Annotated in this window: 14 protein-coding genes, 1 pseudogene and 1 riboswitch; of the genes and pseudogenes, 3 read left to right on the forward strand and 12 right to left on the reverse strand. The window is 40.8% G+C overall.

The window, feature by feature from the left end:
• Nucleotides 1-2: 2 nt before the first annotated feature.
• From D2A30_09090 to treR, 10 genes and pseudogenes are all read right to left on the reverse strand, one after another.
• Nucleotides 3-827, reverse strand: a complete 825-nt coding sequence (locus D2A30_09090) for a mechanosensitive ion channel family protein (GenBank protein ID ULL21708.1) — start codon at nt 825-827, stop codon at nt 3-5.
• A 117-nt stretch (nt 828-944) separates the two neighbouring features.
• A pseudogene (locus tag D2A30_09095) lies at nt 945-1073 on the reverse strand (GNAT family N-acetyltransferase).
• A gap of 76 nt (nt 1074-1149) precedes the next feature.
• A complete protein-coding gene (locus tag D2A30_09100) occupies nt 1150-2541 on the reverse strand; it encodes a sodium:alanine symporter family protein (GenBank protein ULL21709.1) in 1392 nt (463 codons plus the stop codon).
• A gap of 106 nt (nt 2542-2647) precedes the next feature.
• Nucleotides 2648-2755: riboswitch (glycine riboswitch) on the reverse strand.
• Nucleotides 2756-2864: 109 nt separating this feature from the next.
• Nucleotides 2865-3803, reverse strand: coding sequence for a peptide-methionine (R)-S-oxide reductase (msrB, locus tag D2A30_09105; protein ULL21710.1), 939 nt, complete (start codon nt 3801-3803; stop codon nt 2865-2867).
• A gap of 39 nt (nt 3804-3842) precedes the next feature.
• On the reverse strand, nt 3843-5375 hold the full coding sequence (locus D2A30_09110; protein ID ULL22029.1) for an acetate--CoA ligase: 1533 nt from the start codon (nt 5373-5375) through the stop codon (nt 3843-3845).
• A gap of 117 nt (nt 5376-5492) precedes the next feature.
• On the reverse strand, nt 5493-5807 hold the full coding sequence (gene trxA, locus D2A30_09115; GenBank protein ULL21711.1) for a thioredoxin: 315 nt from the start codon (nt 5805-5807) through the stop codon (nt 5493-5495).
• A gap of 260 nt (nt 5808-6067) precedes the next feature.
• On the reverse strand, nt 6068-8401 hold the full coding sequence (locus D2A30_09120; protein ULL21712.1) for an endonuclease MutS2: 2334 nt from the start codon (nt 8399-8401) through the stop codon (nt 6068-6070).
• Between the two features lie 337 nt (nt 8402-8738).
• Complete coding sequence (locus tag D2A30_09125; GenBank protein ULL21713.1) at nt 8739-9287, reverse strand: CvpA family protein; 549 nt, start codon at nt 9285-9287, stop codon at nt 8739-8741.
• Nucleotides 9284-9601 carry a hypothetical protein gene (locus D2A30_09130; GenBank protein ULL21714.1) on the reverse strand — a complete coding sequence of 106 codons (318 nt, stop codon included), beginning with the start codon at nt 9599-9601 and terminating at the stop codon, nt 9284-9286. The genes D2A30_09125 and D2A30_09130 overlap by 4 nt, the downstream gene beginning before the upstream one ends.
• Before the next feature lie 57 nt (nt 9602-9658).
• Nucleotides 9659-10372 (reverse strand): trehalose operon repressor, encoded by a 714-nt coding sequence (gene treR, locus D2A30_09135; protein ID ULL21715.1) that lies wholly within the window; start codon nt 10370-10372, stop codon nt 9659-9661.
• A 230-nt stretch (nt 10373-10602) separates the two neighbouring features.
• Here treR and D2A30_09140 point away from each other — a divergent pair, with 230 nt between their 5' ends.
• The 3 genes from D2A30_09140 (at nt 10603) to D2A30_09150 (ending at nt 14648) form a co-directional block, all read left to right on the forward strand.
• Nucleotides 10603-12603, forward strand: coding sequence for a PTS trehalose transporter subunit IIBC (locus D2A30_09140; GenBank protein ULL21716.1), 2001 nt, complete (start codon nt 10603-10605; stop codon nt 12601-12603).
• 78 nt (nt 12604-12681) lie between these two features.
• Nucleotides 12682-14304 carry an alpha,alpha-phosphotrehalase gene (gene treC / locus D2A30_09145; GenBank protein ULL21717.1) on the forward strand — a complete coding sequence of 541 codons (1623 nt, stop codon included), beginning with the start codon at nt 12682-12684 and terminating at the stop codon, nt 14302-14304.
• Nucleotides 14305-14324: 20 nt separating this feature from the next.
• Nucleotides 14325-14648, forward strand: a complete 324-nt coding sequence (locus tag D2A30_09150) for an iron chaperone (protein ID ULL21718.1) — start codon at nt 14325-14327, stop codon at nt 14646-14648.
• 86 nt (nt 14649-14734) lie between these two features.
• Here the strand turns inward: D2A30_09150 and D2A30_09155 are convergent, their stop codons facing one another.
• Both D2A30_09155 and D2A30_09160 read right to left on the reverse strand, forming a co-directional pair.
• Complete coding sequence (locus D2A30_09155; protein ULL21719.1) at nt 14735-16036, reverse strand: LysM peptidoglycan-binding domain-containing protein; 1302 nt, start codon at nt 16034-16036, stop codon at nt 14735-14737.
• A gap of 375 nt (nt 16037-16411) precedes the next feature.
• Entirely contained in the window at nt 16412-18130 is a 1719-nt protein-coding gene (locus tag D2A30_09160) for an alkaline phosphatase (protein ULL21720.1), read from the reverse strand.
• Nucleotides 18131-18279 lie beyond the last annotated feature (149 nt).

Below are 18279 nucleotides of genomic sequence, written 5' to 3' on the forward strand. Positions count from 1 at the left end.
TCTTATGGCAATTCGATACCTGCTTGCCTTAGTGCATCTTGGTATAAACCAAAAAATTGATGATAGGCTACTGTTTGTTGACCATTTGTTACAAATAAGTTGACACGAAAAACAAATTGTCCTGTTACCGTCGTTTTCGGCCCTAAAATGCTGACATTGGTAATCTGTTCAAACTTGCTTAACTCACGATTATTGACTTCCTCTATAATACGGTAAACTTGTTCTAGATCTGTATTAAATTTCAATGGGATATCAATTTGTGCACGCATTTCCCCGCGCGACTGATTGCTGACAACTAAAATATTACGATTTGGAATAAAATGTAGGGTTCCATCTGCATCACGCACTTTCGTTGTCCGAATCCCCATGCTAACAATCGTACCAGAAATAGTAATTGGTCCATTTGTCAACTTGACAGCATCCCCTACATCAAACTGTCGTTCAATCAAGATAAAGAATCCATTGACTAAGTCTGACAAAAATCCTTGTGCTCCCAGTCCAACAGCAACCCCTGCAATCCCGGCACCCGCCAACAAGCTTGAGACAGGTAAGCCTAGAATACTGAGTACACAGTAAAGCAGAATAAAATAAAAAAGATAGTTTAAACTGCTTTCCGCTAATCGACTGATTGTCTTTTGGCGTCCTTGCTCATGGTTTGAAATCTTTAGAGACGGTACAAGCACTTTTTTAACTGAAGCTTTAGCGATTTTCTTCAGAATATAAAATGTAATGAACAGTAAAATAAGAGACAAAATCTTGTTCAGGCTAGCAGTCACAATCGCCTCAACATTAAACTGAGACAAATACTTTGTAATAAAATCATTCATGAGATAATTATAGCAGAAAACACCCTAAAAGAACAAAAAGACAGCCGAGTGGCTGACTTAATACGTTAAAAATATTAGAGAATAGGCCTAACAGAATCCATCAAACCTTGGTTGAAATCATTGTGATATCCGTCTCCACACCATGCGGTACTCTGTACGTTCTGCACCTAGATTAACTATCTTTTTGACACCATCAAATCAGAAGCCCACTTTTTCATAGAAGGAAATGGCACGCGCATTCCCCTCCTACCACGATTTCCAAAGATCTAATCATCGTTCTAACATACGTATATATGTTTTTGGATAATTAAAAAACCGAGACTTAGCTCGATTTTTTGATTAATTTAATAAATAACTCACTGAAAATAAATGACGGTTTTCGATGAGTAGCTTGGAAATACAAACGTGTCTCCTTGATAATAACTGGTGATAAGGCTAGTAAAGCTATTAAGTTTGGTAGGGCCATGAGACCATTCACTATATCTGCAATCGTCCAAATCAAGTCCAACTTCAGGAAACCACCGAGAGCTACCATTAGTATGAAGACCAACCGATAGGGTAAAATTGATTTTGTTCCGAAAAGAAATTCAATACAGCGCTCACCATAATATGACCAACCCAGAATCGTTGTAAATGCAAAGAGAACCAAGCTAATAGTCAAGGCAATTGTCCCTGGATTACCAAAAACAGTTGCAAATGCTGCCTGAGTCAGCGGAGCACCCTCAAGTCCTTCCACCGTCCACTGACCAGTCACCAAAATAGATAAACCTGTTAAACTACAAATAATAATGGTATCAATGAAAGTACCGGTCATAGAAATCAAACCTTGCTCAACGGCATTCTCTGATTTTGCTGCAGCAGCGGCAATGGGAGCAGAACCTAAACCAGATTCATTAGAAAATACACCACGAGCAATTCCTCTCTGGATTGCTTCTTTTACTGTTGCCCCAGCAAAACCACCAACAGCTGCAGAAGGAGTCAGTGCTGAACTAACTACTAATTTCAACGCAGGAATCAACTGATCTGCATGTGTTATTAAAATCACAATTGTTGCTAAAATGTAGAGGATGGCCATGAACGGAACAACCTTGGTTGATACTTTGGAAATTGTTTCGATACCACCAAAGATGATGACAGCCACTAGAACGGCCAAGAGGATACTAATCAACTGCGGCGATAAACCAAAGCTTACTTCTAATGAAGAAGTAATTGAATTGACCTGTGAAAATGTCCCAATCCCCAAAAGAGCCACCAGAACTCCAGAAATGGCAAAGAAGATTGCTAGGGGTTTCCATTTCTGTCCCATACCAATGGTGATATAATGCATTGGTCCACCTGCCGCATGACCATCTGCATCCCTAGTTCTGTACTTGATTGCTAGAAATCCTTCCGCATACTTCGTTGCCATACCAAAGAATGCAGCAACCCACATCCAGAAAAGGGCTCCAGGACCACCTGTAGTAATGGCAGTTGCCACCCCGACAATATTTCCTGTCCCGACAGTCGCTGCAAGAGCTGTACACAATGCCGCAAAACTCGACACATCCCCTTGACCAGACTGATCACTTGAGAAAATCAAACGAAAAGCTGTGGGTAGTTTACTTAGTTGAAACAATCCTAAACGAATGGTGAAATAAACACCTGTACCTACTAAAAGCAATAGCAGTGGCGGTCCCCAAACAAAGTTGTTGATGGCCTTAAATAGTTCTAACATAATTCCTCCGAAAAAATAGGTCTAGATAAAGCTTTTGGAAAAACTAAAAAGAGGCTGAACAATTCAACCTCTAGATGTAATGCGAAAAATATAGGAAAACCCTACATTAATACGCTCTGTCCTTTTACCTGAGAGTTTGAGTAGGATTACTTTTCCATTCAGCAACCCCACCTTGCCCCTTCGGTGCCATGATGGTCTCTCCAGAGTTCCGTCCTGTGAACAGTCAGCAATCCTTCCTATTCACTATCAACCGGTTATTCAGTTTTATCTTGCCTATATTTTAATCCTATTTCAAGAAAAAATCAAGAGAATTTTCAGAAAAATCAAGAAAGAATATCTAAAAACAGTCCATATCCTGCTTCTTCCATTTCCTCTCTCGGTATGAAACGAAGGGCTGCTGAGTTGATACAGTAACGGAGACCGCCTTTATCACGCGGTCCGTCATCAAAGACATGACCTAAATGAGCATGACCAGCCCGACTACGGACTTCAATACGGTTCATGCCATGGGACTTATCTTGGAAATAAGTCGCAACTTCTTTGCTGATTGGTTTGGTAAAGGAGGGCCAGCCGCAACCTGAATCGAATTTGTCCGTCGAGAGAAAGAGCGGCTCGCCAGTCGTAATATCGACGTAGATGCCAGCTTGTTCACTATTCCAAAACTCATTTTCGAAGGGTCTTTCCGTCGCAGCTTCTTGAGTGACTCGATACTGGAGGTCGGTCAAGCTGTCTTTTAAGACTTGCTGGTCTGGCTTTTGGTAGTCTGCAACATCAATCAGAGGGATTTTTGCCTGCCCAAGATCGATATGGCAGTACCCTTGGGGATTTTTCTTCAAATAATCCTGATGGTAATCTTCGGCGGGGATGTAATGCGCGAGTGGCTCCACTTCAACGGCTAGGGGGCGTCCACCAAAGAGCTGGGACTGCTCCGTCATGACTTGCTCGATGGTCGGCAAATCAACCTCATCTGTATAATAGATACCAGTCCGATACTGGCGCCCCTTGTCAGGTCCCTGCTGATTGACAGAGAAGGGATCAATGACACGGAAATAGTAGAGGAGAATTTCCCGCAAATTGATACGAGTCTCATCATAGGCTAGATAGAGCGTCTCTGCGTGGTCTGTTTGTTTGAGGAGTTGATAATTGGTCGTCTCCACCTGTCCATTGGCATAGCCAACGCTGGTGTCAAGAATACCATCGATCTGGGAAAAGTAGCCTTCCATTCCCCAGAAACAACCGCCTGCTAGATAAATTTCTTTCATGTGAACTCCTTCTTATCTGCAAGCGTGGTTTCGTTACTCTTACAGATTTTTTTCTTTCATTTCTGCCTCCATTTTGAGGCGTTGAACCTTCATAGTCGCAGTACGTGGAATGACGTCATAAGCCATCAAGATGGTTTCTTTCAATAGTGGTAGGTCTGCAACCATGGCCCACCAAGCTTCCCAGTTCATCTCAGCATCGTCTGCCAGAGCGATAATCGGCTGCGGTGCACCATTGATATCGCGGATAATCACGACTTCTGATAAAAAGTCCAATTTTTCCAACAATACATCTTCCAAGGCAAGGATGCTGCCGATATGCTCAATGAGGTCAACCTGACGGTCTTTTAGAAGAAGTGTACCCTCTGGATTCATGCAGCCGTAGTCACCACTATCCCGCCAAGCACCGTACACATTATCTTGGAAGCGGGCATCTTCTTTATAGTAGGTCACAGCACGTCCTTTTGACAGGAACTGAATGTGGCCGTTTTCTCCAGCTGGGAGAGGATTCCCTTGGGCATCTGTGATGCGTGCTTCTGTGTAACCTTCCAGACCAATCCCCATATCTCGTCCACTAACTGTTCCTAGATTTTCCAAGTGATGGTAACGTAAAATCATTGGACCACATTCACTTTGACCATAAACCTGCATAAAGACTGGAAGTTGCTCTTTAGAAGCCTCCAAGAAGGCGCGAAGCGTACCAATATTGATAGCATCAAAGGTCGAATGGTAATAACGAATGCTACTAAAGACCTCTGGTTTTTCCTTGGCCAATCTTGCCCATTGGACAAAGTTATTAGGATGGGTTTCCAGAGCACTTGGACGATGAAGAGCAAGCGCCCGTTCAAGATCATCTTTTCTTGCAGAAGAAAGCGGGTAGAGGGGGAATCCTAACCCAATCGCCGACGACACGCTGATATTATAGCGTGAATGAACAGGAGAGATATGGAAGGCCAGCAAGCCTCTCTCCGTCATCTTGTCAAAAATAGTTTGTTGCCAAGCTACTCGCCAACCCATGGTCTGTGCTGTGTGGCAGATTAATTTTGGAACACCTGTCGTTCCTGAAGTATGGGTCATGTATTGAATGACATCTTCTGGCAGGAGATTTTCTTCAAAAGCAACTGTTTCTTGCACTAGGACTTGGGGTAAAAATACCTTTGTTACCAGGTCAGTTCGAGTCACTCCTGCTACACGTTCTTCCGTTTCTTGGTCGTAGAGAATGAAAGACTTTTCCAATCGCTCCGCAAACACATCTAAATTCGAAGATGGCAAATGATAGGAAATCATAACAGGAACAGCACCCAATGCCGTTACCGCTACTGCTACCAAATAGGTGTCGAAAGCTGGGCTCTTATACAGAACCACCTTGTCTCCATAGCCAACAATACCTGCCTCTGCAAATTGGGCAGCTCTTTTTTGAATGGCCTCAAAAACGGTTTGATAGGTATTTTCCAATCCTAATTCAGAGAAGGATGCATAGGGTTGGTCAAAATAAATGGTAACATTTGGAAACTCTTGAGCTGCTGATTTAAACTGACGATAGAGATTTAATGGTTTGTAACTAATAGTTGACAAAGATAAGGTTATTATAATATCTTGTGTCAACCTTCACAATCCGTTTTTTTGAACATGCTTTCAGTTGTGAAAAAAACAAGCAGCGAATCTGAGCCCACTACTTGCTTTCATTTTCAATTAGCCAATTTCAGCTAAAATCGCTTTGATTTGCTCCTTCGTATGAACACCAGCAACTTGTTTTACAACTTGTCCATCTTTTTTGAACAGAAGTGTTGGGATAGACATGATACCAAACTGACGAGCTGTGTTTGGATTTTCATCTACATCCATTTTATAAATACGTAATTCGTCTTCGTCCACTTCACCATCTAATTGTTCCAAGATTGGTGCTTGCATACGACAAGGGCCACACCATGGTGCCCAAAAGTCAACAAGGACTACGCCTTCTTGTGTTTCAACTTCAAAGTTTGCATCTGTAACAACTTGAACCATACAATTCTCCGTTTCTTTTTTTGTACTATTATTCTACACCAAATGAAGAGAGAATGCGAATTTTTGCTACGGAGGATAATGTGAGTCATATTTTTAGAAAAATAAGTTGTTTAGCTTTATAGTCAACTTGAGCATGACCGCAGTTGCATAAAGAATTAGATGGAATCCACTATTTATCAGTTCCAGTTGAAGTACTGAAATATCCCAATTACTTGGGCAATACTATATCACCTGATATTATTCATCTATACCTTATTATTTTACTTAAACGTCACAATAGTACAGCCTGATCCACCTGCATTTTGTGGGGCATAGCCGAACTCCTTGACTTGCTTGTTTCGACGAAGGTACTTTGTCACCCCTTCTCGGATAACTCCAGTACCAATACCGTGAACAATATCGACTTGTGCCAGATTGTTGAGAAGGGCTTGGTCGATAAATTCATCCAGCTCCATCATAGCCTCTTCGTAGCGTTTGCCACGGAGATCTAAGCGGGCTTTTGGTCCTCGTACATTGGCACGTTTAACTGTATGAACCTGGCGTTTCTTAGGTTGCTCTGCCTTTTCCGCCTTGACTAACTCAAACTCATCTTTGGCCAAGGTCATCTTAATCAAGCCAACCTGAGCTTCCCAACGTCCATCTTTAAGCTGATTGGTCAGGGTCCCACGTTGTCCATAAGCTGTAACGGTAATGTCATCGCCCACCTTGGCCTCCCGCTGAATTTTAGCTTTCTTCAGAACCTTATTTTTAGATAGATCCACCACTTCAGGCACCAACTTTTTCAGCTCTGCCTTGGCTTCGATAATCTGGTGGGGCTTAAGACTGGCTGCAGCATGAAGATTTTTAAGAATCTCCTCGCTTTCTGCCAATGCCATATCTACAATTTCCTTGGCTTCCAAGCGTGCCTTGTTGAGCTCATTTTCCCGCTCACGATTGAGTTCGTCATAGAGCTTGCGAAGGGCTCGGTTCATCTTGTAGTTTTCTTGCTCCACATCACGAATCTTGTCTAGGCGACGACGGCTTTCAACCGTTTGGCTTTCCAATTTTTCAATAATTCGGTTCACATCACTATCTGTATCCGTCCAAGACTGAGCCGACTGGATAATGATGTCTGACAAGCCCAAACGACGGGCTATTTCAAAGGCATTGGACCGCCCAGGAACACCCTGCATAAACTTATAAGTTGGCCGTAGGCTATTGGTATCAAATTCCATGCTGGCATTTTCAATACCAGAGGTTTCTATCCCATAGGCCTTGAGCTCAGGATAGTGGGTGGTTGCCATGGTCTTGATCCCCCGCAAACGAAGGTCATCTAAGATTGCCATAGCCAAAGACGCACCCTCTTGCGGATCTGTCCCAGCTCCCAACTCGTCAAATAGAATGAGAGAATCTTGATCAGCTGCTCTTAAAATCTCCACCGTGTGGGTCATGTGACTGGAGAAGGTTGATAAGCTCTGCTCAATCGACTGTTCATCCCCAATATCCGCAAAAATTTCTTTGAAGATAGCTACCCGACTACCCTTATCAGCCAAAATAGGCAAACCAGACTGAGCCATCAAATGGGTCAATCCCAAGGTTTTGAGCATGATGGTCTTACCACCTGTGTTGGGACCTGTTATCACGATAGCCGTCAACTGACTACCGAAATACAGGTCATTTGGTACAGGATCAGCAATGAGCGGATGTCGAACATTCAGTAATGCTATGTCTTGTTTTTCTGACAAGATTGGTACAATCGCTTGATGATCACGCGCAAAGACATGTTTAGCACGGACAAAATCAAGATGACCGATGATCCAAGCATTATTTCGGAGAATACCACTATGAGGTCGAAGCATATCTGACATTTCCTGCAAAATTCGATTGATCTCATGGCGTTCTTCTGCATGCAGATGACTGATTTCTTCGTTCAGGGTCACCACTGCCCGCGGCTCAATATAAACGGTCGAACCCGAAGCAGAAATGTCATGGACAACCCCTGCAATTTTATTGCGATAGGTATTTTTGACAGGAAGTACATTGCGTCCATTACGGCTTGCCAAAATGCTATCGGACAGCATATCGCTCTTGTTTTTTAGAATATCCTGCATGACCTGACGTACTTGGTGTTCGGTTTCATGGATTTTTCTACGAATACGCCCCAGCTTTTCTGAAGCAAAATCCTCTACAAACCCCGCATCATTGATGGATTGGAGGGAGCCTTGTAAATGTGGAAAAAGCTCAATCTTTTCAAAGAGTTTATCCAGCTGGGTAAGACTGATATTTTCCAGGTTTTCATAAAAATCCAAGAGAGACTTAGAAACTTCCAATATTTTTTTCACTGCTAGTAACTCAGTGATATTAAGATCGGTATCTAGCTCCAAACGACGCATAGCTGGACCGATGTCACTAGTAGCAGCCAGACTGAAATAGGGATTTTCTACAAAAATCTGCGCTATGTCTGTCAACTCGTTAAAGGCCTGCTGGATACGGTGAACTTCCACCATGGGTTCCAACTGTCGCAATTCTTCAAAGCCCTGTTCCGTCAAGAGATAGGGCTCAATTTTTTGTCTTACCTTGTGAAATTCAAGGGTTTCAATAATCTTATTATTCATATGTTCCTACTTAGTCTTTTCCTTAGCTTTATCTCATTATCAAAACAATATAAGATAAAAATATAGTTTTTCCCAGTCTCTTACATTAAAGGTATAACAGTCAACTAATACTCAATAAAAATCAGACTAGCTCCAAAGGCTTGGGAAATATTTGGAGGTTGGAGATAGAGCGAACGAAGTTCGTTTCTCCATGCGCAGATATACTCCTGCCACTTTCTTATTTATGGTAGCGGGCTGTCAAGCTCCACTGGAGCTTGACACTCATCACATCAAGTCAACAACGTCTGCTTTTGATTTTCGAAGAGTATAAATGATGATAAAAAGGATAAGGTCTCCCTTACCCTGTAATATTACTCAACCAGAGAGATTTAAAAAAACTACTAGTGAATGGTGTGTATTGAATCATGAAATTGGCAAGAAAACTACTATGAAGCTTCTCTTGCACCACTGCAAGTGGAATACTAGACAATAGAACCATCACAATCTGCAGGGAAATAAAGGTTACCATAACCGCTACAATGCCACTGATGAGATTGCTCAACTGAGTATTTGGATTAAAACCTTCTAAAAGATGGATAAAAATTCCTATAAAACGAACCAAGGCATAAACAGCTACATAGAGTAGCAAAAATGATAACCCCGCATAAAAAACCTTATCTAAGTCAAAAAGATACTTCTCATCAAAGAAATAGTTATAACTTCCCTGAGTTGCATTTGCAAACGGAACCCAGAGGTATAAAAATTGTGCCAACTTCATGAAATGTGCAGATGCAACCATTAATGAAACAATAGTTCCTAAACCATAGAAAGTTTGTAACACTATACCTCTGCTATATCCGATATAAAAACTCCATACTAGAATGAAAATGATTGCTAGTGTAATCATACTTTTTCCTCAAGTTCATCCAAATCAACCAAGGTCACATTTTCTTTTGAAACTTTATCTTTGGCTTTCAGGCTTGCCAACTCAGCCTCGGTCTTTTCAAAAGCTATTTCGCGTGTCAACTGTACAGATAGTGCGTTAATTGCCAATAAAAGGGCTAGAGTTTCAGAATCCGCAGTAGGCATTTTTTCTTTTAATGCTTGATATTTTTCTTGAACAACTCGTTCAATTTCTTCCATAAAAAGATTATCATGCTCTGTCGTTAAAGTCAGTTGCTTTTCGCCAAAAGTAAATTTATATCGATTTAAATTTGCCATATTTCCCCTCATCTTCCATCTATTATAACGTAAAAACCTATTTTTGGCTAATTCTTACTATAGTGAATGCTTTCTACGAGCAAAATCCACAAAGCGGAATTTATCAATTTTATGCTTGCTTTCAGTATATTGAAATTGTTGTGTATCACTTAGAAAAACTCTTGATTTTATCAATACCAAGTAATCATCTTGAGTCTTCATCAATTCACGTTCTTCCCAACTGGTTGGTTCAACCGTAATTTCTTTTTGAGCATAGGATATATCCAATTTTAGTTCTTTTTCTAAATATTGATAGATTGAACCTTTTGCGATTTCTTTATCCATCTTCGGAACAATATCTGAAGAGAGGTAATCCGTATCAACTACTGAAATCTTTCCATCTATGGACCTTGTACGTACAATTTTCCATACTTTACTAAATGGTTCAAATCCTGTTAATTGAGATAAATTACTATTTACTGTAATGAGCTCCAAATCAACAACCGCTGTATCTGACTGCAACTGCAAAGCATCCGTCAATTCTTGATACGAAGTTAAGCCAGAAATAGGAAAATTCAATAGTTCCTGTTTTAAAACTAGAGAACCTCTTCCTTGAACTTTTTGAATCATTCCGCGTTCTGTCAGAATAGCCAGTGCTTTTCGAACAGTATCTCGGCTAACTTGATACATTTCTTGCAATTGTTGTTCAGTTGGTAAAGAAGTCTCAGCAGGATAGACATTTGTTCGTATTTTCTCTTTTAAATCATTATATATTTCTTGATATTTTTTCATTTTATTACTCCAACATTAGTCTGTTTTTTATCATACAACTAGAATATTATAACAAATTTTTTAAAAAAATGAGTAAAAACGCTTGCATTATTTTATGAAATCGTATACAATATTTTTGAAATATATTTGTCCGTACAAATATCGTAAGTTTATATAAATAATTTAACCAATTATTTATATATTGGAAAAATTTAGGTGGTGGCAGATTTTGCCACTGAGGAGGAAAAATAATGGGAAAATATCAACATGAAGCCCAGGAACTCTTGAAAGCCATAGGCGGAAAAGAAAATGTCACCGCGGTGACACACTGTGCAACTCGTATGCGTTTTGTTTTAGCTGACGAAAGCAAAGCAGATGTTAAAACAATTGAAAATATTCCTACCGTAAAAGGTACATTTACAAACGCAGGTCAATTCCAAGTTATCATTGGCAACGATGTGCCGGTTTTCTATAATGACTTCACCGCCGTATCTGGTATTGAAGGTGTATCTAAAGAAGCCGCAAAAACAGCTGCTAAGAGTAATCAAAATGCCATTCAACGTGTCATGACGATGTTAGCTGAAATTTTCACACCGATTATTCCAGCTATTATCGTAGGTGGTCTTATCCTTGGTTTCCGTAACGTTCTTGAAGCGGTTGGGATGCCATGGTTAGGACAACAAGTTGCTGATGGAGTTAAGGTATTTGATGCCGATGGAAACCCCGTCTGGAACACCATCACTATGGTATCTCCATTCTGGAACGGTGTTAACCATTTCTTATGGCTACCAGGTGAAGCAATCTTCCACTTTTTACCTGTAGGAATTACCTGGTCTGTTTCTCGTAAAATGGGAACAACTCAAATTCTCGGTATTGTACTGGGTATCTGTTTGGTTTCTCCACAATTGCTCAATGCTTACGCTGTTCCAGGTACTGATGCTACAACGATTGCTAGTGATTGGGTATGGAATTTTGGTAGTTTTACCATCAACCGTATCGGTTACCAAGCTCAAGTTATTCCAGCCTTGCTTGCGGGTCTATCACTCTCTTATCTAGAAATTTTCTGGCGTAAACGCATCCCAGAAGTTGTATCAATGATTTTTGTTCCATTTCTTTCATTGATACCTGCTATTATTCTAGCTCATACAATCCTTGGCCCTCTTGGTTGGACACTTGGTCAAGCCTTATCAACGGTTGTTTTGGCTGGTTTAACAGGTCCATTTAAAGCTGTATTTGGTGCAATCTTTGGTGCACTTTACGCCCCGTTTGTTATTACTGGACTCCACCATATGACAAATGCTATCGATACTCAGTTGATTGCTGATGCTGGGGGAACTGGCTTATGGCCAATGATTGCTCTTTCTAACATTGCACAAGGTTCTGCTGTATTGGCATACTATTTTATGAACCGACACAACGAAAAAGAAGCACAAATTTCACTTCCTGCGGCTATTTCTGCCTACCTCGGTGTAACTGAACCTGCTCTCTTTGGTGTAAACGTTAAATATGTATATCCATTCGTGGCTGGTTTGATTGGTTCTGGTTTAGCAGGTCTCATTTCAACTTCGTTGAATATCACTGCCAACGCAATTGGTGTCGGTGGACTTCCAGGTATTTTGGCTATTAAAGCACAATATTGGTTACCATTTACTTTTGCAATGGCTGTTGCGATTGCTATTCCATTTGTATTAACATTCTTCTTCCGTAAAGCAGGTATTTTAACTAAAGCAGAAGACGAAAAACTGCAAGCTGCACAAGAAGCTGCTTCTGTTCCTTCGACCGTTGTTGATACACCTATCCAGCTTATTAGTCCGCTAACTGGTGAAGCAAGAGACTTATCACAAGCTATTGATCCAGTATTTTCATCTGGTGTAATGGGAAAAGGAATTGTAATTGACCCGAGTGAAGGCAAGCTTTTCGCTCCTGTAGACGGGGAGGTCTCTGTACTCTTCCCAACTTTCCACGCGATTGGTATTACAACTTCAACTGGTATTGAACTGCTGATGCACATCGGTATGGATACTGTTGGTTTAGAAGGAAAAGGTTTTACAGCCCATGTCAAACAAGGTGACAAAGTGAAGGCTGGGGATCTTCTAATTAGTTTTGATATTGACGTAATTAAAGCTGCCGGATTGATCACTGAAACACCTATCATTGTGACAAATCAAACCGACTTTGACACTCAAGTTATCGGAAATCTTCCTCGTACAATCACACAAGGCGAGACCATTCTGACAATTACAAAGAATTAATGTTCTAGGAGGGCGCAAGATAGCTTGCACCTCCTATCATTGCTTATCAACCAAGAAAAACAAGAAAGAGAGAGCGAAATGACAATAGACAAGCGTAAAGTAGTTTATCAAATCTACCCAAAATCTTACAAGGACACAACTGGAAATGGTGTTGGGAATCTACGGGGGATTATCGAAAAACTTCCTTATCTAAAAGAGCTAGGCATTGATATGATTTGGCTCAACCCTTTCTATCCAAGTCCACAACGAGATAACGGCTATGATATATCAGACTATACCGCAGTAAACCCTGATTTTGGTACAATGGAGGACTTTGAAGAGATGGTAGCCGTTGGTCAGAAATTAGGAATTGAATTCATGCTAGACATGGTCCTTAACCACTGCTCGACAGACCACGAATGGTTCCAAAAAGCCTTGGCTGGAGACAAATACTACCAGGATTTCTTTATCTTGAGAGACCAACCCACTGACTGGGTTTCCAAGTTTGGTGGAAATGCATGGGCTCCTTTCGGAGCAACTGGGAAATACTATCTACACCTTTATGATGTAACGCAAGCTGATCTTAATTGGCGAAATCCATCTGTTCGTGAAGAGCTATTCAAGGTTGTCAACTTCTGGAAAAACAAAGGTGTTAAAGGATTCCGCTTTGATGTTATTAATGTCATCGGAAAGGACGAAGTCTTAGAAGACTGTCCTATTAATGATGGAAAACCAGCCTACACAGACCGCCCCATCACCCACGACTATCTCAAAATGATGAACAATGCAACCTTCGGTAGTGAAGAAGGGTTTATCACAGTCGGTGAAATGTCAGCGACTACCATTGACAACTGTATATTATATACAGCACCTGAGCGTAAAGAGTTGTCCATGGCCTTCAACTTCCACCACCTGAAAGTGGATTACAAAGATGGTCAAAAGTGGACCATTAAGGACTTTGACTTTGAGGAACTCAAACGCCTCTTCCACACTTGGGGCGAAGAGATGTCAGTCGGAAATGGCTGGAACGCACTTTTCTACAACAATCACGATCAACCCCGCGCCCTCAATCGCTTTGTGGATATAGAAAACTTCCGCAATGAAGGAGCGACGATGTTAGCTGCATCCATCCATCTTTCTCGGGGAACTCCTTACATCTATATGGGAGAAGAAATCGGCATGATTGACCCTGATTACAATAGTATGGATGATTATGTTGACGTGGAATCTATCAATGCCTACCAAATGCTTCTGGATCAAGGCAATAGTCCGGAACAAGCCTTTAAAATTATTCAAGCAAAATCCCGTGATAATTCTCGCACACCTATGCAATGGGATGCTAGCGAAAATGCCGGATTTTCAACAGCTACACCTTGGCTAAAAGCTGGTAAATCCTACCCAACGATAAACGTTGAAAATGAAAAAAATGGCCCAATCTTCACCTTCTACCAAGAGTTGATTCGACTCAGAAAAAAACTTCCTATCATTTCCGAAGGTGACTACCGAGCTGCCTATCATGAAAGTAACAAGGTTTATGCCTTCGAGCGCTTGTTAAATAGCGAACAATTGCTTGTCCTAAATAATTTCTTTCCGGAAGAGGTTGAAATAGAACTGCTAGACAACTACGCACAGGGACATATCCTGATTAGCAATTACCCTGATAGTAAGCTAGGCAAAACAATAACTCTCAAACCTTATCAAGCAACAGCAATTTGGGGGTGATAAAAGATTAAGGAGGGGCAATGCTCCTCTCTAGTTTTAGCATGATAAAAATGAAGAAGAGGAAGCCTCATGCTCCAATTTTTTTGAGCAATTTTAAGAACCCAATCTTAAAATTCAAATTAGAACCAATCTTTGAACAGATTCAGAAAGAATTTCCAAATCTAACAGTAGAATTGAAATGGAACCAGCCTATGTTTATCATGAATGGAACCTTTATTATCGGTTTCTCGGTTGCCAAGAACCACATTTCCATTGCTCCTGAAGCAGTCACTATGGCTATCTTCACAAACGATATCAAGGCAGCAAACTACGAAGCAACCAATAACCTCTTCAAAATAATGTAAAACAAACTTTTCTTGAAAGTATTAATCTAATTGCTTACATTCAAAAAGCCAAGCTCACTTTGAGTTTGGCTTTTGCTATTACAATTTTACTGATTAAAGGACACATGAACATGATCATAGTGGTTTTCCGTAATACTTCCACGATCTGGCATTAAGTTCCATGTATATGCTGGTCCATAAATACTAGCATAAGGTGAGTAGAATCGTTGTTTCCAAATGATATAACTAATATTTTTCGATGCTAAATTAGCCGCAGCATATGCAGCGACCTGATCACCCAAAGCCGAACTTTGAGGAACCATAAAGTCAATTGCCAATCCTTTACCATGATCCCCTGTGTCACCCGCACGGTAACCTGAAAATGACGTGATTCCAAAGGCATTAGTTACTTCAGCTCGAAATGCTGCAACCTGAGGTTGGAGTCCAACATCATATGAACTAGTAGTACTTGATGAAGTTGTTGAAACCGTAGCAACTGTTGTTGCAGTTGACGCGGCTGGTGTAGGAGTCACAGGGGCTGCCTCTACAGAGTTCACCTCTGCGACCGGTGCTTCCTCTACTGGAGTTTTTGCCGGACCTTCTGTGACTGGCGCTTCCTCCACTGGAGTTTCAACTGAGACTTCTGTAACTGGAACTTCTTCCAATGGGGTTTCTTCCAATGGAGTTTCTTCCAATGGGGTTTCTTCCAATGGGGTTTCTTCCAATGGGGTTTCTACAGGGACTTCTGTGACCGGTGCTTCCTCCACTGGAGTTTCAACTGAGACTTCTGTAACTGGAACTTCTTCTACTGGGGCTTCTTCCAATGGGGTTTCTACAGGGACTTCTGTGACCGGTGCTTCCTCTACTGGAGTTTCAACTGAAACTTCTGTAATTGAAGCTGATGAACTAGGCGCATCCGTTGACTCCAGTGGGATAACTGTATCATCTACTGTAATTTCATTAGCCGCAATATCGACTGTTGCTTGCACAGTATTTTCAGCAGCTTCTTCTTGTACAGGTGCTTGAATTTCAATTTGCGTTACTTGATGATTTTGATCAACCGTCGTAGTCAAAACTGTATCAGGGAAAATCAAATTCACATCTGCAATTTGGTTAATCTGAGCTATAATATCCAAATCAATATTCATAGCCTCGGCAATCGCACTTAAGGTATCACCATACTTTACGGTATAGGTTAATTTTCCGCCTTTATCTTCGATTTCTTGGCTAATCTCACTTACACTACGGGGAGTCCAATCCAATGCAAAAACATTTGGAGCTGTAATCCCAGTAGCAAATAATGAAAGGGCCAATGATGATGTGTAAAGCACCTTCTTATTGGCTTTCATAACAGGTGTTTTTCTCTTGCGGCGCATATATTGTGATTTTGATAACTTCTTACGTTTCATTTTTCATTCCTTTTCCAATTTAATGGTTCCATCTTATATAAATCAAAGCTAAAAAACAAGGTTAAAACCAGTCTTTTAACAAAATGTTTTCACTCTGTAATCTAGAAAAGGATTCTGTCATGAAATTGTCATACGAACCTAAGAAACGAAGAGATTTTGGAAAAAGGATAGAACTCAACCTGACCAGGAGTGTTTCCTCACTTCCTAGTATCTAGGTTCGGACTTTATCTGGTCACATGTAAATTTCAAAGTGATTAGCTGAAACAATTCTTCTAAAGCTGTTTAATTCTCCCAGACTAGTAAAGCTAATCAACCACTGCACAAAATGTTGATCCCAAGTCTGACTAGTAGCCTGTGCTTGAGCCTAAGCTAAAATTATTCATTTCCAGAAGCAGGAGGAATTAGGCCAACACCAACAGGTTTCTTGGTTTCTGTTTCCATCTGGTCTTTCGGACCTGCTACCTCTCCATTAAAGCCCATGGCTTCTCCCAAGCGAACTGCGACATCCGTATCATCAAATTCCCCGTCAAACATATAGGCCCCAGAACCCATAGCATAGACTGGTACTTTTTCACCCGCATGGGCCGTCGTTGTCCAAGCTAACCCTGCTTTTTTATCTAAAATATGGGTAGCTTTAATGGAAACTGGATCATAGCCACCATACTGGACATTTTGTTCTTCACTTGCCTTCTTACTTTCTTCAAAAGCAGTTTTGAGTTCCTGGTATTCCTCTTGCGAGCAAATCAAACGATTGCTCTCCTGTTGCTCCTTATAGGCTTCAACTGCTGCTTCTGTACCAGTTTCTGCTGGGGCATTAGGATCAAGAACTAGACCGAAGAATGCTGTAATCTGAGATGCAAATTCTTCAAATGAAAGATTTGGATTGGTCTCAAGAGCACTTTTTACCTTCTCTTGGAAAGCAACTTGTGAACCTTTTTGATTTGTTAGGAGGTCAAAATAGGTCTCATACCCAGTTGAACCATTTCCTATGGTGAAACCACCTGTAGAATGGTCTGCAGTTACCACAATCAAGGTATCGTCTGGATGTTCATCGTAAAAATCCACTGCAGACTGGATTGCTTCTTGAAACTGAATGACCTCTTCCATTGTGGTCACTCCGTCATTGGCATGCTCAGCCCAGTCTATTTTCCCTGATTCTGCCATCATAAAGAAACCTTCTGGATTATTTGACAGTACTTCAATACCTTTGTCCACGACATCTTTCAAGGTCTGGCTATCACTGTTTTGGTCAATAGCATATGTCATGGCACCATCATCCTGCAAGTCCTCAGCTACCATATACACTTTCTTTGAATCTGCTGTAATTTGCTCAGCTTCTTGTTTGGTATCTGCGATAGTATAGCCACGTTCTTCTAAAATGGTATATAGATCTTTTTGATCTTGTTCCTTCCCTGTTCGATGCTTGAGGGAACCACCACCAAAAAAATCAAAGTCTGTCTCTGCCATTTGCAAGCCAATATCATAATATGAATTACGTGATTCTACATTAGCATAAAATGCAGCAGGTGTTGCATGGTTTAAAGTCACGGAGGAAATGATACCAACAGCTTTACCTGCTCGTTTAGCTTTTTCTGCCACTGAATCTGCAGATTGACTAAAGTCTCCAGAAAGCCCCACCGTATCCGTTTGAGTTTTTATTCCTGTCCCAAATGCAGTCGCTGTAGAGGCTGAGTCTGGAATAAAAGAGTGGCAGTCGAATTGAGTCTTCATACCAACAACTGGCATCTCTGTAAAATTCATCCTGTCTGGGTAAATTTCTCCCTTATTGGTCTGGGTATAGCCTAGATAATTCTCTGCAGCTGTTACGGGAGTAACCCCCATCCCATCTCCGATGAAAAGAAAAACATACTTGGCCTGATTTTCATTTACCTTGGAATAATCCTCCGTTTTAGCCCTACTAGTATCATAAAAGGCTACTGTTTTTCCATTCGCTGTCTGCTCAGCTAAAGCTGCATCATTAACAGCTTCAGTATCTAATTTAACACTTGCTTGGTTACTGCAAGCTGCTAAAAGAAGCACTGAAGTAGTAAACAAGATCGTTGCGCATTGAAGATAGGTAGATTTCTTTTTCATTTAAAACTCCTTGGTATTATTCAGACTTAAGTCCAAAATTAGTCTAACCTATTTTCATCAAATTCCAATGAAAATTACGTAAAATATCTAAGTATAGATTGTAATTTCTTTGTAAATTCTTATCAATGGTCGTTTACAAATTATTCACC

The organism is Streptococcus suis (assembly GCA_022354845.1).
Lineage (GTDB): Bacteria > Bacillota > Bacilli > Lactobacillales > Streptococcaceae > Streptococcus > Streptococcus suis_AA.

What these genes read in the sequence shown, in the direction of transcription:
- D2A30_09090 (ULL21708.1), bottom strand. Translation starts at nt 827, where the DNA reads ATGAATGATTTTATTACAAAGTATTTGTCTCAGTTTAATGTTGAGGCG.
- D2A30_09100 (ULL21709.1), bottom strand. Translation starts at nt 2,541, where the DNA reads ATGTTAGAACTATTTAAGGCCATCAACAACTTTGTTTGGGGACCGCCA.
- msrB (ULL21710.1), bottom strand. Translation starts at nt 3,803, where the DNA reads ATGAAAGAAATTTATCTAGCAGGCGGTTGTTTCTGGGGAATGGAAGGC.
- trxA (ULL21711.1), bottom strand. Translation starts at nt 5,807, where the DNA reads ATGGTTCAAGTTGTTACAGATGCAAACTTTGAAGTTGAAACACAAGAA.
- D2A30_09120 (ULL21712.1), bottom strand. Translation starts at nt 8,401, where the DNA reads ATGAATAATAAGATTATTGAAACCCTTGAATTTCACAAGGTAAGACAA.
- D2A30_09125 (ULL21713.1), bottom strand. Translation starts at nt 9,287, where the DNA reads ATGATTACACTAGCAATCATTTTCATTCTAGTATGGAGTTTTTATATC.
- D2A30_09130 (ULL21714.1), bottom strand. Translation starts at nt 9,601, where the DNA reads ATGGCAAATTTAAATCGATATAAATTTACTTTTGGCGAAAAGCAACTG.
- treR (ULL21715.1), bottom strand. Translation starts at nt 10,372, where the DNA reads ATGAAAAAATATCAAGAAATATATAATGATTTAAAAGAGAAAATACGA.
- D2A30_09140 (ULL21716.1), top strand. Translation starts at nt 10,603, where the DNA reads ATGGGAAAATATCAACATGAAGCCCAGGAACTCTTGAAAGCCATAGGC.
- treC (ULL21717.1), top strand. Translation starts at nt 12,682, where the DNA reads ATGACAATAGACAAGCGTAAAGTAGTTTATCAAATCTACCCAAAATCT.
- D2A30_09150 (ULL21718.1), top strand. Translation starts at nt 14,325, where the DNA reads ATGCTCCTCTCTAGTTTTAGCATGATAAAAATGAAGAAGAGGAAGCCT.
- D2A30_09155 (ULL21719.1), bottom strand. Translation starts at nt 16,036, where the DNA reads ATGAAACGTAAGAAGTTATCAAAATCACAATATATGCGCCGCAAGAGA.
- D2A30_09160 (ULL21720.1), bottom strand. Translation starts at nt 18,130, where the DNA reads ATGAAAAAGAAATCTACCTATCTTCAATGCGCAACGATCTTGTTTACT.